Source organism: Miniimonas sp. S16, assembly GCF_057748195.1.
The window spans coordinates 599,733-611,816 of sequence record NZ_CM173242.1; the positions used below are offsets into that span (position 1 = coordinate 599,733).

The 12,084-nt window shown below is 67.6% G+C and carries 9 protein-coding genes and 3 pseudogenes; 6 read left to right on the forward strand and 6 right to left on the reverse strand.

The window, feature by feature from the left end:
• The first annotated feature begins 208 nt into the window (after window positions 1–208).
• From AC3AQ1_RS02690 to AC3AQ1_RS02700, 3 genes are all read left to right on the forward strand, one after another.
• Window positions 209–391 carry an Lsr2 dimerization domain-containing protein gene (locus tag AC3AQ1_RS02690; RefSeq protein ID WP_108717724.1) on the forward strand — a complete coding sequence of 61 codons (183 nt, stop codon included), beginning with the start codon at window positions 209–211 and terminating at the stop codon, window positions 389–391.
• Window positions 392–739: 348 nt separating this feature from the next.
• Window positions 740–916: a hypothetical protein gene (locus AC3AQ1_RS02695; protein ID WP_159096349.1), complete on the forward strand. Its 177-nt coding sequence runs from the start codon at window positions 740–742 to the stop codon at window positions 914–916.
• Between the two features lie 64 nt (window positions 917–980).
• A protein-coding gene (locus AC3AQ1_RS02700; protein ID WP_108717362.1) for an IS3 family transposase occupies window positions 981–2,245 on the forward strand; the annotation gives its coding sequence in 2 pieces (ribosomal slippage) (window positions 981–1,332 and window positions 1,332–2,245; 1,266 coding nt in all).
• Here AC3AQ1_RS02700 and AC3AQ1_RS02705 read toward each other — a convergent pair.
• Complete coding sequence (locus AC3AQ1_RS02705; RefSeq protein ID WP_108717726.1) at window positions 2,223–2,561, reverse strand: maltose acetyltransferase domain-containing protein; 339 nt, start codon at window positions 2,559–2,561, stop codon at window positions 2,223–2,225. The two genes, AC3AQ1_RS02700 and AC3AQ1_RS02705, sit on opposite strands and share 23 nt — an antisense overlap.
• A gap of 671 nt (window positions 2,562–3,232) precedes the next feature.
• Between AC3AQ1_RS02705 and AC3AQ1_RS02710 the strand changes: the two genes are divergently transcribed.
• The gene (locus tag AC3AQ1_RS02710) at window positions 3,233–3,829 is read left to right on the forward strand and encodes an SLATT domain-containing protein (RefSeq protein ID WP_108717727.1); all 597 of its coding nucleotides are present in this window, start codon (window positions 3,233–3,235) and stop codon (window positions 3,827–3,829) included.
• A complete protein-coding gene (locus AC3AQ1_RS02715) occupies window positions 3,826–5,121 on the forward strand; it encodes a nucleotide-binding domain-containing protein (protein ID WP_108717728.1) in 1,296 nt (431 codons plus the stop codon). Before AC3AQ1_RS02710 ends, AC3AQ1_RS02715 begins: the two co-directional genes overlap by 4 nt.
• A 22-nt stretch (window positions 5,122–5,143) precedes the next feature.
• Here the strand turns inward: AC3AQ1_RS02715 and AC3AQ1_RS02720 are convergent, their stop codons facing one another.
• The 3 genes and pseudogenes from AC3AQ1_RS02720 to AC3AQ1_RS02730 all read right to left on the reverse strand — a co-directional run.
• Window positions 5,144–5,527: a sulfate permease gene (locus AC3AQ1_RS02720; protein ID WP_108717729.1), complete on the reverse strand. Its 384-nt coding sequence runs from the start codon at window positions 5,525–5,527 to the stop codon at window positions 5,144–5,146.
• Window positions 5,528–5,682: 155 nt separating this feature from the next.
• Window positions 5,683–8,415, reverse strand: coding sequence for an AAA family ATPase (locus tag AC3AQ1_RS02725; protein WP_199916636.1), 2,733 nt, complete (start codon window positions 8,413–8,415; stop codon window positions 5,683–5,685).
• Between the two features lie 53 nt (window positions 8,416–8,468).
• Window positions 8,469–8,759, reverse strand: a pseudogene (locus AC3AQ1_RS02730) (integrase core domain-containing protein); the annotation flags it as partial.
• 94 nt (window positions 8,760–8,853) lie between these two features.
• On the opposite strand from AC3AQ1_RS02730, the gene AC3AQ1_RS02735 reads away from it, so the two are divergent.
• A complete protein-coding gene (locus AC3AQ1_RS02735; protein ID WP_234417673.1) occupies window positions 8,854–10,203 on the forward strand; it encodes an IS30 family transposase in 1,350 nt (449 codons plus the stop codon).
• Between the two features lie 7 nt (window positions 10,204–10,210).
• On the opposite strand, the pseudogene AC3AQ1_RS02740 reads toward AC3AQ1_RS02735, so the two are convergent.
• Together AC3AQ1_RS02740 and mobF are read right to left on the reverse strand one after the other, a co-directional pair.
• Window positions 10,211–11,087, reverse strand: a pseudogene (locus AC3AQ1_RS02740) (IS3 family transposase); the annotation flags it as partial.
• A gap of 63 nt (window positions 11,088–11,150) precedes the next feature.
• Window positions 11,151–11,960 (reverse strand): annotated as a pseudogene (gene mobF, locus AC3AQ1_RS02745) (MobF family relaxase); the annotation flags it as partial.
• Between the last annotated feature and the right edge of the window lie 124 nt (window positions 11,961–12,084).

Below are 12,084 nucleotides of genomic sequence, written 5' to 3' on the forward strand. Positions count from 1 at the left end.
CTGGGGTGCTGCGCGGTGCAGCATTCGCCCTCGAGCCGGCGATCCTTCCCTGACAGGGGGGTCTTGCGGCAAGACCCCCCGTGGGGTAAAGACTGGAACTGCGGGCGAGACGTGGAGCCGCTGAGGTCGATGCGGTCGTCGCGCGCTCCGGATCTGCGGTGCTGTCCCGCTATCGCCAGGGTCCGCGCGCCCCGTAGGCTCCCGCTCCATGGGTACTCGCACGATCGTGGAGACGCTGTCCGACCTCAGCGGCCAGAAGGCGGACCGGCTCGTCACGTTCGGCGTGGGATCGGCCCGGTACGAGATCGACCTCACCGACAGCGAGGCGCACGCGTTCCTCGAGCTCCTTCAGCCGTACATCGAAGTGGCGCGCAAGGCGCGCAAGGCGTAGGTTCCGGGCTTTCGCGGCGCCCCTGCCCCGGCCTCTGACGCGCGCAGGGGCGCCGAGATCGGCATGGCGGTGTCGACTCCCCTGACGTCGCGCCGCGCGGTGAACGGAGTGCTATGCCTGGTCAGGCCTCGCCAGCCGGAACTGCTCAGCGTCGATGTCGATACGCCGATCGCGCCAGTAGAACTCGGCGTCGTGCTCGCCGATCGCGCCAGTGGAACTCGGCGTCGTGCTCGCCGATCCCACGGAGGACGCGACACCGCGCTCCCACGGCCACGACGTTCGCGGGGATGTCTCTGGTGACGATGCTGCCGGCGCCGATCACCGAGCTCCCCCGATCGACACCTCGGCATGACGGTCGCTCCCGAACCGATCCACACTTTGCTGCCGATCGTGACCGGAAAGGTTGAACTGCGCGCCGAGCCCACGAAGCTCGGGCAGCACCGGATGGCCTGCCGTGGTGATCGTGACGGGCGGCCCGAACATGACACGGTCGCCGATGTAGATCGGCGCGTCGTCGGGGCCTGACCCCGGATCTTGGACACGCTGAATCCGGCACCTGGTGCTGGGGAAGCGAGATGATCCGAGAATCATGGCCAGGAAGAACTACTCGGAGGAGTTCCGTCGTCAGGCCGTCGACTTGTACGAGTCCACCCCGGGCGCCACGGTCGGCGGCATCGCCGAGGACCTCGGCATCGTGCGCGGCACGCTGCGGCACTGGCTCGAGGTCTACGGGACCGGCAAGAAGACCGCCGCTGACGGGACACTGACCTCTAGCCCACTGCAGTCCAAGAAGCCCTCGTCCGCGAGCTCGTCGGCGCCGGCCGGTGAGACCCCGGAGCAGAAGATCGCCCGACTCGAAGCGAGGGTCGACGAGCTCGAGAACGAGACCACCAAGCTGACCACCGAGCGGGAGATCCTCCAGCGGGCGGCCAAGTATTTCGCCGGGGAGACGCGCTGGTGAGTCGCTTCCAGTTCGTCGCCGACAACTCCGCCACCTTCGAGGTGAAGCGACTGTGCGAGCTCGTGGAGATCGAGCGCTCGTCCTACTACGCCTGGCTCAAGGCAGCCCCGGCCCGAGAAGCCAGAGCAGCTGCGGACGCCGAGCTGGCGGAGCGGATCAGGGCCGTGCACGCCGAGGACAACACCTGCGGAGCGCCCCGGATCACCGCCGAGCTCAACGACAACACGGCTGCCGGTGAGCGGGTCAACCACAAGCGCGTCGCTCGAGTGATGCGGCTTGAGGGCATCCGCGGCTACGTGAAGAAGCGCCGGGTGCGGACCACGATCCCCGAGCCGTCGGGACAGAAGTACCCCGACCTGCTCAGGCGCGACTTCACCGCCGAGCGCCCCAATGAGCGCTACGTCGGGGACATCACCTACCTGCCGCTGGCCGATGGCACGAACCTGTACCTGGCGAGCGTCATCGACTGCTACAGCCGACGACTCGCCGGGTGGGCGATCGCCGACCACATGCGCACCGAGCTCGTCGAAGACGCGCTCAAGGCTGCCGCCGCGACCCGGGGCAGCCTCAAGGGTGCGATCTTCCACAGCGACCACGGGTCGGTCTACTGCTCGAAGGACTACGCCAAGCTGTGCCGCAAGCTCGGTGTCACCCAGTCGATGGGTGCCGTCGGGTCCTCGGCCGACAACGCCTTGGCGGAGTCGTTCAACGCCACGATGAAGCGCGAGGTCCTCCAGGACGCCGCATGCTGGAGTGACGAGCCGACCTGCCGCCGGCAGGTCTTCCACTGGCTCGTGCGCTACAACACCCGCCGCCGTCACACCTGGTGCGGCTACCTGTCCCCGTCCACCTACGAGGCCCGCCGGGCCGCTACGCTGCCGACCGCCGCGTAATCACACCCCGTGTCCAACATCCGGGGGTAGGGCCCGTCGACCAGCGTGAGTCCGAAGTTGGCGTACACCCCCTCACCGAGGTGCACATTGCGGCCGCCCCAATTGGCGTAGAAGGGGGCTCGACGTAGCAGCTGACGCCGGCCTCGGCGAACATCTGCTGGATCAGCTCGGTCCGCCGCTCGCCTTGGGAGGGTCGCGTCGCGTTGTAGTCATACATGAGATCCAGCGCGACGGTCTGCTGCGCCAGGAGATCGACGTGGTTCGGGTCGTAGATCTGTCCGGCCTGCATCCGCGCGAGGCTGTCCTTGGACGCCATCTTGCCTCGCGCTGTCGCGCGTCAGACTTGCTGAGTCAAATCCGGGGCTCTTCAGTCGTGTCATGAGTTCGACTAGGAGCACCGTGGTGGACCCGACCCGACGAAGCTCCAAACCCGGCGCTCCGACGAAGTCCCTGGTCAGGCGCGTATTGCGGGCTCCGCGCGACCGATCTGACGGCTTCCAGCCATCCTGCAGGCGCGATTCGCGCGGCGCAATCCGCACGAAAGTGAGTGAGACTCCAACCCGTTTGCGCCCCGAGCGGGTCGCCCAGCTCCTCGCCAACCGGGATGCCGGGTTCACCCTGAAGCACCTCGCGAGCAAGTACGGCATTGCCCGCCAGACGGTCATCGACCACTGCAAGCGGGCGGGTCGGGTGCGACAGGTACGACCCCTCGACGCCGACGAAGCACGGGAGGCCGCGCGGCTCTACGAGTCCGGTCTATCGCTCGTCGCGGTCGGAGACCGGTACGGCGTCAGACGCGGAGCGGTCAAGACCGCCGTCCTCGCGCACGGGGGCTCGATCCGCGGTCACGCGAGTGCCCGAACCTCAGTCGATGTCGGTGGTCACCGTCATGATGAGAGGCGGTGCAGCGATCACCCGAACGCTGCCGCTCTTCCCGCGCCTCACAGCTCGGAGGACGCTGCAATGCCGTAGGACGAACGGAGCACGATGACGCCGGAACCCACGACCGACGACTCGCACGACGAGTACCTCCTCGCGCAGGTTCGTGAGGCATTCGGCAGGGTGGTCTACAGCCACAAGACACACGAGAAGCAGGCGGACCTATGTTTCAGGAAGCATCGATGGCAGCAGGGCCTGCTCGTCGCCTTCACAGCGCTCAGCACCGGAACCTTCCTAGCCGCGGTGCTCGGGCTCGTCAGCAACCCGGTTCTCACCAGCCTCGCGACCTCGGCCATCGCGATTGTCGTCAGCGCCCTGAGCCTTGCGACCAAAAGCTTCCGATTCGATGAGGAGTCCAAGGCCCACCGCGACATCGCCGCTCGCCTGTGGGATGTGCGCGAGTCGTACCTGTCGTTGATCACCGACCTGATGTCGGGCGCGACGTCGGCGGTCGATGCCCGTGCCCGCCGCGATGCACTCCAGGATGCGACGCGCGAGGCCTACGCGGAAGCGCCGCGGACCACGGCCAGGGCATATCGACGGGCGCAGGACGGTCTCAAGAACAAGGAGGAGTTAACCTTCACGTCTCGCGAGATCGACCTCCTTCTGCCCGCGACGCTGCGACTCAACGAGAGCGAGGCGTGAACGTGAAGGTCTCGGAGATCTTCGACACGCTTCTTGAGAATCTCAAGGTTGGCGACGCGAGCACCACCATCGCCATGCGCCGCGACGAGATCACGAAGTCTCTCAACAAGGAGTTTAGAGGCGTGGAAGGGTCCACCGCGCACCGACTGATGGTCGGGTCATACGGTCGGCATACGGCCATCCGCGGGGTGTCCGACCTGGACCTGATCTTCATCCTCCCGGCCTCGCTGCGTTCCTCGTACGACACCGAGACGGGGCCACGACGGATCCTCACGAGAGTCAAGGACGCCCTGAAGTCGCGGTACCCGAATACTGACATTCGCGTCGACCAGTGCGTCGTTCGCGTGCAGTTCACCAGCAACAAGTTCAAGTTCGAGGTGCAGTCGGCCTTCGAGAACGACGACGGGAGCTTCGACTACCCGGACACGAAGGCGGAGTCCTGGAAGACCACCAAGCCGCGTGACGAGATCGCGGCAACCAAGGAGTGCAACGACCGCACCTCGAAGAACATGCGCCACCTCGCCCGAATGGCGCGCGCTTGGAAGGACGCGAACGGCGTGGTCATGGGCGGTCTGCTCATCGACACGCTTGTCCACAGGTTCTTCGCCAGCACGTCCGAGTACGACGACAAGGGAACCCTGTGGTTCGATTTCATGGCTCGGGACTTCTTCGAGTTCCTCATGAACGAGCCCGACAAGGACTACTACCTCGCGCTAGGCAGCAACCAGCGCTTGACAGTGAAGAAGCGGTTCCAGTCGAAGGCGAAGAAGGCCTACAACCGCTGCCTTGAGGCGATCGCCGACGAGGGCAAGGCTTCAGCGAACAAGAAGTGGCGCGAGGTCTTCGGGACGGGGGTGCCGCTGGCGACGAGCGAGTCGGCACACGCGTTCACCAACACCGAGGAGTTCATCGAGAACCAGTTCCCGGTCGACATCTGCCACTCGGTCACGATCGACTGCACTGTCACGCAGAACGGCTGGAGACCAGCTTCGCTGCGGGAGATGCTCCGGGAGCGCAGCCTGCTCCTCCCGAACAAGGAACTCGACTTCACTATCACCGAGTGCGAGGTGCAGGAGCCGTACGAGGTGAAGTGGAAGGTGCTCAACCGGGGCGAGGAAGCGGAACGCCGCAACAACATTCGGGGCCAGATCATCTCGTCAAGTCGCCCCGGAGTCCGGCATGAGCGGACGTCCTTCCGTGGCGAGCACATCGTCGAGTGCTACATCGTCAAGGATGGGATCGTCGTCGCGCGCGACTCGATTGACGTGCCGATCAGCGCAAGCACCGCGTAGTACGAACTCACTCCCCGTCGGGCTAGACCCGAGCAGTAAGCGGGCCGACCGGTGTCCCTGGCTCGTACCCGGACGCTACTGCTCGGAGAAACGCCTTCCGGGCGCGAGCCTCCTCGGCACGCGCGCGGAGTAGGCGGACCAGGGTGATCGGCCCGTTGATGATGAACTTCAGGGCGTTCCAGATGCAGACGATGATGATCAGGTTGAGCCAGCCCGGCCCGCCGTCCGCGATCCACTGCACGAGCGCAGCGGCGATCACGAGGTAGACCGCGGCGAGGAGCATCGCCGGGATGCCCCACTTCAGTCCGGTGCGGCGGTGCGTCGCGCGGATGAGGATGTTCGAGGGCATGTAGCGCTGCAAAAAGTCGCGAATGCTGACGCCGATCGTCCAGATGAGTCGGAACATGATCCCGGTCTCCCGTGGAAGCGTGATTCTCCGCCGAGGAGGCAGCGCGTGGAGGGTGCCCGGAGGCGTCTGTCCAGAAGGACGCTCGTATCAGTGTCTTCTGCCTCGTCAAACAGGTTACGCCCGGGATGCGACATCGCGGAAGAACTCGCTGTTCATAGGGTCAGCGCGTCCCGCTCGACCGGCGTAGGCGCATCTGCGGGCGTCGCAGCCTCGGCAGAGATCCTGCGGGCCTGCTGCATGGCAGCCCACGCCCGCGCCTCGTCGATACGCTGCACGGCACCGATCGCCGGAGCACCGAGCGTGGGACCGTCCTCACCAACGCGGTAGCGGTCGCGGTACGCGGCAACGATCCGCACCTGCCGCTGCCAGGTCGCCGAGGCCGACGGCTCGCGAGGCTCCTCCCCCAACTCACGTAGCCAAGCCGAGTCACGCGCGACGGCGGCGGTCACGAGCGCGGACGCCCGCGCCTCCATGAGATCGCGGCGCTCGTCGAGGGCTCGGCTCATGTCGGCACCCATCTCGCCGGATGCCACGGGGATGAGTCCGACAATCAGTCGGGGCGCACGTCGCGAAGTCCCCTGCGAACGGGGCCGGACCGTCGCCCGCTCGACGCGGGCGTGCAGGACCGCGGCGACATCGTCGGCATCCTCGAGGCCGCGTGCGGCGACCAGACGCGGGAGCAGGTCGTCCAGGTCGTAGTTGTTCGCCTCAGCACGTCGCAACTCGGCGGTCAGCGCACCGAACGCGTCGGACTCGATCGCTGCCTCGGCATCGGCGGCGGACAGGTCCGAGGAACGCACCAACGAGGCCCATCGATCGCGCTGAGCCGCGGCTGCGATGGTTTCGTACTCGGCGGCGAGCTGGGCGATCGAGCTCCAGGCATCCTGCTCGGTGGCAATGGTCTGGGTGGCCGAGAGTTCCGCACCGACGTGCGCGAGCACGCGTGCGAGCACCGAGCGAGCGGTCGCGGCGGGATCGTCTCCCGGGTGTGCCGAAGAGTGGTCGTCATCGGGTCTGTTGAGCGTGACATAGGCAGTGTTCGCCGCGCGCCCGCGGGTGAGCGCGACGTACAGGTTCTCGCGCGTGGTGCTCGGCTCGACGAGGGCGTGAGCGGTGTCGGTGGTCGTGCCCTGCGCTCGGTACGCCGTGACGGCGTATCCCAGCTCGACGTGCGACGCGACGTACGCCGCGGGGAGTACGAGCGAGCCACCCCAGCGCCGATCCGGTCGGCGCACCACGATGGACCCGTCGCGTCGCAGCTCGGCGACGGTCCACCGCATCCCGTTGCGCACCCAGTCGCGTCCGGCGCGCAGGCGGCGGTCGTTGTGGCAGGTGAGAATCGTATCGCCGACAGAGACCGCCGTGCCGTCGTGTAGCGTGAGTTCGGCAGAGGCATCCACCGCGCCGTCGAGCACGAGGTCAGCGCGTGCCCGGCGGTTCAGTGTCACGACGGTGTCGCTCGTCTCGGCGATGAGGACGGACGTGAGCCCGGCGTCGCGGTCGCGCCGCCACGCCGCGTACGCGGCGTCCGCCATGGCTTCGACGTCGCCGCCGACGATGCGTCCGTGTACGTCGTAGGCGTCGAGTGCGGACGCTCGCCCGTGCCGCAGCTCGAGCGACGCCACCTTCTCCCAGGCGTGGATGAAGCGGTGCACGTCGACCGGTTCGGGCGCGTCGTCGCGCTCGGCGACGAGCATCCCGAATGCGCCGCCCGGCTCGACCGATTGGAGCTGCGCCCAGTCGCCGACGAGCAGCACCTTCACACCTGTGCGCGCCGCGGCTCCGACGATGTTGTCGAGTGCGCGGGCGCCGACGAGGCTGGCCTCGTCGATGATGACGAGCTGCCCGGCGACGAAGTCGACCTCGCCGCGGTCGTGCTGCGTGATCCACATTGCGGTGTTCTCGGTGTTGATGCCTAGGTCGTCGGCGAGCACCTGCGAGGCCGTCGCCGACGGAGCGAGCCCGACGACCGAACCACGCCCGTGCTCGTGCTCCCAGGCGCGTCGCAGCACATTCATCGCGGTGGTCTTGCCCGCTCCGGCCGGGCCGACGAGCATGTCGAGCACCCGTCCCGACACGGCAACCGACGCGAGCGCTGACACCTGGTCGTCACCCAACGCCTGACCAGCAGGGCCAGGACGACGGGCGATCCTCTCCAACGAATCGAGGCCGAGGGTCGGCGCACCGAGGTCAGCCGCAAGTACGCGCAGCCGATCCTCTGCGGCGAGCTGCATCTCCGAGGAGAACACGGCCGAGTGCTTCGGGCGGAACACCGACGTGCCGTCGACCCGCTGGAACACGGCGGGGTTGGATGCCAGCTCTGGCGGCGTCAGCCGGGTGGACGCGCGCTCCGCGGCGTCGACCACGAGCCCGATGATCGCCTCCCGGTCGCTCGTGGATGCGAACCGCCAGTGCATCGTCTGGCGAGCGGCCTCGGCGTAGAGGTTCCAGCGCCGCCAGGTCGAGCGCTTCTCACCGACGGTGGCGACGACGTCCGACCCGATCCGGTCGAGCACGTCGAGCGGGATGTCGTCGGCGCGCAGCACGAGCGGCATTGCGCCGCTCGCAACCCCGGTCGCCCATGACGTTGCGTCGCATCCGAGCACGCGCCCCGCGCGCTGCCTCCACTCGGCGGTGAGGTCGGCGAGCGAGCGCACTTCCTTCTCGGGGCGGGTGGCGAGGGTTGCCTGCTGACGCAGCTTGATGATCGTTGCGCGCGAGGGGCGTCGCCCGTGGGTTGCGGCCCATTCCTCGACGAGCCGCCGGGCCTCGATGTCGATGTGTCGTGCCCGGTCGCTGAACCCCTGGACGAGCGCCTCCGGAACGGCGGTGATCGCCCAGGTGGGGTTGCGGTCGCGTCCGCGGTGCCGCTGCTCCCAGTCCACGCCGAGCGCACGGGTGAGATGGGGTCTGCTGCACGGTGAGGTGACAGGGTGGGTCAGGCGGCGAGTGCTGCCTGGGTGGTGATGATGGTCTCGTACTCGATCGGGGTCAATCGGCCGAGTCGGGGTTGGCGTCGACGCCGGTGGTAGGTGCGCTCGATCCAGGTGATGATGGCCAGCCGGAGCTCCTCGCGGGTGGCCCATCGGCGGCGGTCCAGGACGTTCTTCTGCAGCAGGCTGAAGAAGGACTCCATCGCGGCGTTGTCGCCGGCGGAGGCGACCTGGCCCATCGAGCCGAGCAGGTCGTGCTCGGCCAGAGCGCGTAGGAACTTCCTGGATCGGAACTGATCAGGCTCAACCGGTGGTCGCAACACCCGAGGTCAGGAGGGTGTAGTGGGACGACCATCACGGTGGGAGACGGAGGTCGCCAAGCGGGGGCCGATGCACTCCCCAGGGCATCCAGGCCACCATCGCGCGAAGGAGCGTGAGTTCTGGGACGAGGTCGCTACGGGGAAGTTGCCCCGTGAGGCCGCAGAGGCGGTGGGCGTGGCGCAAGCCGTGGGGCAGCGGTGGTTCCGCCACGCTGGCGGGATGACGCCATACTCCTGGCCTCCTCCGTCGGGCCGGTATCTCACGTTCGCGGAACGAGAGGAGATCGCGATCCTCAACGCGCTCGGCAACGGCGTCCGCGCGATCGCTGCCGCGCTCGGGAGGAGCCCGTCAACGATCTCGAGGGAGTTGCGCCGCAACTCGGCAACCCGGGGCGGCAAGCTCGACTACCGGGCCTCGGTGGCCCAGTGGAAGGCAGAGCTGTTTGCCCGCCGGCCCAAGACCGCCAAGCTCGTGACGAACCAGAGGTTGCGGGAGTACGTCCAAGATCGGCTCGCTGGCCAGATCCGCATGCCAAGCGGCGCGATCGTGGCTGGCCCGATGGAGCGGGACTGGAAGGGCTTGAACAAGCCGCACCGCCAGGACCGTCGCTGGGTCAACGCGTGGAGCCCGGAGCAGATCTCCAACCGGCTCAAGGTCGACTTCCCCGATGATGAATCCATGCGGATCAGCCACGAGGCGATCTACCAGGCCTTGTTCATCGAGGCCCGGGGCGCGCTCAAACGCGAGCTCATCCTTTGCCTGCGCACCGGGCGGGCGCTGCGAATGCCTCGTGCCCGCTCCAAGCGAGTGGCCTGGGCACACGTCACCCCGGAGGTCCTGATCAGCGAGCGGCCCGCCGAGGCGGAGGACCGGGCTATCCCAGGTCACCACGAGGGTGATCTCATCATCGGCATCAACAGGTCCGCGATCGGGACTGTCGTCGAACGCACGACAGGCTTCACGACCCTCGTCCATCTTCCGAGGGAAGAAGGGTGGCGCGAGCAGCCAATCGTCAAGAACGGCACTGCGCTGTCGGGATACGGCGCCATCTCGATGAACAAGGCGCTGGCGGCGGCGCTGGCAACGATGCCCGAGGACCTGAAGCGATCACTGACGTGGGACCGCGGCAAGGAGATGTCCGCCCACGCCCAGTTCACCATCGACACCGGCCTCAAGGTCTACTTCGCCGACCCACGCAGCCCCTGGCAGCGAGGGACGAACGAGAACACCAACGGCTTGCTACGCCAGTACTTCCCCAAGGGCACCGACCTGGCGCGGTGGGGCCCAGACGACCTCGCCGCCGTCGCCCACGCCCTCAACACACGTCCCCGGAAGAGACTCGGCTGGCACACTCCCGCCGAAGCATGGAACAACCACCTACTATCACTAGAACAGCAACGTGTTGCGACGACCAGTTGAATCCGCCCTGACTACCTCGATCGCTGTGCACGATGCAGCCAGTGACCTCACCGGGTCCGCGTCGGGCGAGCGCGCAGGCCAGGGCGTCCACGGCCAGACGGGCTTTCATGCGCTCGTCCATGGAGTAGCCACGATCCGGCCCGAGCAGACGTCCTTGATCGCGCACAGGTAGAGCTTGCCCTCGCTCGTGTGGTGCTCGGTGATGTCGGTGAGCCACAGCTCGTTAAGCGTCTCGGCGGAGAAGTTGCGCTGTACCCGGTCCTCGTGCGCGGGCGGTCCGGGCTTCTTCCCGTTCCTGGCGCGCTTCTTGCCGAACACGCTCCACCAGCCGTTCTCCGAGCAGCGTCGCCACACCGTGCGGTCGCAGGCCTTCTCACCCGCCAGCACCGCCTCGTCGGCCAGGAGCCGGTGCCCGAACTCCGGGTCATCGCGGTGGGCGTCGAACAGGGCATTCGCGAGGTAGGCCTGGTGCAGGTCCCGAGCGGTCACGGGATCGGCCAGCCACCGGTAGTAGGCGGCTCTGGTGAGATTCAGCACCCGGCAGGTCACCGTGACGGGAATCCCGTCAGCGGCAAGGTCACGGACCAGCGGGTACATCATTTTCCCGGCAGATGAGCCTGAGCGAAGTACGCCGCAGCGCGGCGCAGAACCTCGTTCTCCTGCTCCAGCAGCCGGTTGCGACGCTTCAGGTCCCGCAGTTCCACCGACTCCAACTTCGTCACCCCCGGCCGGGCGCCGTCCTCCACGTCGGCCTGCTGCAGCCAGTTTCGTAGGCACGACTCGGAGATCCCGAAGTCCTTCGCGATCTGTGCGATCGGAGCATCCCCGCGGCGAGCCACGGCCACGACATCGTCGCGGAACTCCTTCGGATGAGGTCTGGGCACGATCGACATCCTTCCAGTGGCACCCCACGGCACCACACATCAGGTGTCACCCATCCGTGCAGCAGTCCCATGGTCGGCAAAGACGGCCTCGTGCAACTCGGAGAGCGCGACCGTTGCGCCGTGCAGGGGCCGGCTGTCGAGTGAGCGCCACTTGCCGTCGAGCACGGTGCGCACCTTGTTGCTCACCACGACGTGGGTGTGCAGGTGCGGGTCACCGGCGCGGGAGTCGTAGTGGTCATACGCGGTCGCGATGAGCCCGGTCACGTCGATCTGCGCGACCGCCCCGTCGCCGGGGGCCGCACCGGCCCGAGTGGCTGCAACCTCGCGCTCCATGAACGCAACCACGTCCGCCACCGCCGCGTGGTGGGCGTCGGCGATGGTCGCCTGCGTGCCCGCGTCGGCAACCGCCCACAGCGCCGACACCGCTTTCGGGATCGAGAACGTGAAGTCGAACCCTGCGACCGCACGCCGGGTTCCGGATGCCGTCTCCTCTGCCTCGATGGCGGCGATCGCCGCCGCCCGCTGGACGATCCCCAGCCACGGGTCGAGGTCGGCGACGCGCTTCGCCATGCGGTCGGCAACCGGCGCGTACACCGGGTAGGCGCGGCCCAGCGGCTCCCCGGTGAGGGGGTCGCGTCCCAACCCGACAAGGAGCTGGAGCTGCGTCTCAGAGACCTGGCTGCCGACGAGGATATGGCCGTCGCCGAGCGACGCGACCCCGCCGCCGAGCCACCTGCCGGGCGGCGTTCCCGCCTCGGCGTAGTACCTGGTGAGCGGCGTCGAGAGCGTCCGATTCCCGTCGCCCGCAGCGACCGTCTTCAGCAGGTACTTGTAGCCGTCGCCCGCACTCATCACGCGCATCGAGACCGTCATCGCGCACCTCCTCGACAAGGAGGTGAGCGCCGTGAAACCGGGTCACGCGGGTCGCATCAGACGCGAGAACCCAGGGCCGGAACCTTGATCTGCCAGAAGCGTGGCGGCCCGAGTGTCGATCATC

Coding starts and splice junctions, on each gene's coding strand:
- AC3AQ1_RS02690 (WP_108717724.1), top strand. CDS start 209: ATGGGTACTCGCACGATCGTGGAGACGCTGTCCGACCTCAGCGGCCAG.
- AC3AQ1_RS02695 (WP_159096349.1), top strand. CDS start 740: ATGACGGTCGCTCCCGAACCGATCCACACTTTGCTGCCGATCGTGACC.
- AC3AQ1_RS02705 (WP_108717726.1), bottom strand. CDS start 2,561: ATGGCGTCCAAGGACAGCCTCGCGCGGATGCAGGCCGGACAGATCTAC.
- AC3AQ1_RS02710 (WP_108717727.1), top strand. CDS start 3,233: ATGACGCCGGAACCCACGACCGACGACTCGCACGACGAGTACCTCCTC.
- AC3AQ1_RS02720 (WP_108717729.1), bottom strand. CDS start 5,527: ATGTTCCGACTCATCTGGACGATCGGCGTCAGCATTCGCGACTTTTTG.
- AC3AQ1_RS02735 (WP_234417673.1), top strand. CDS start 8,854: ATGCACTCCCCAGGGCATCCAGGCCACCATCGCGCGAAGGAGCGTGAG.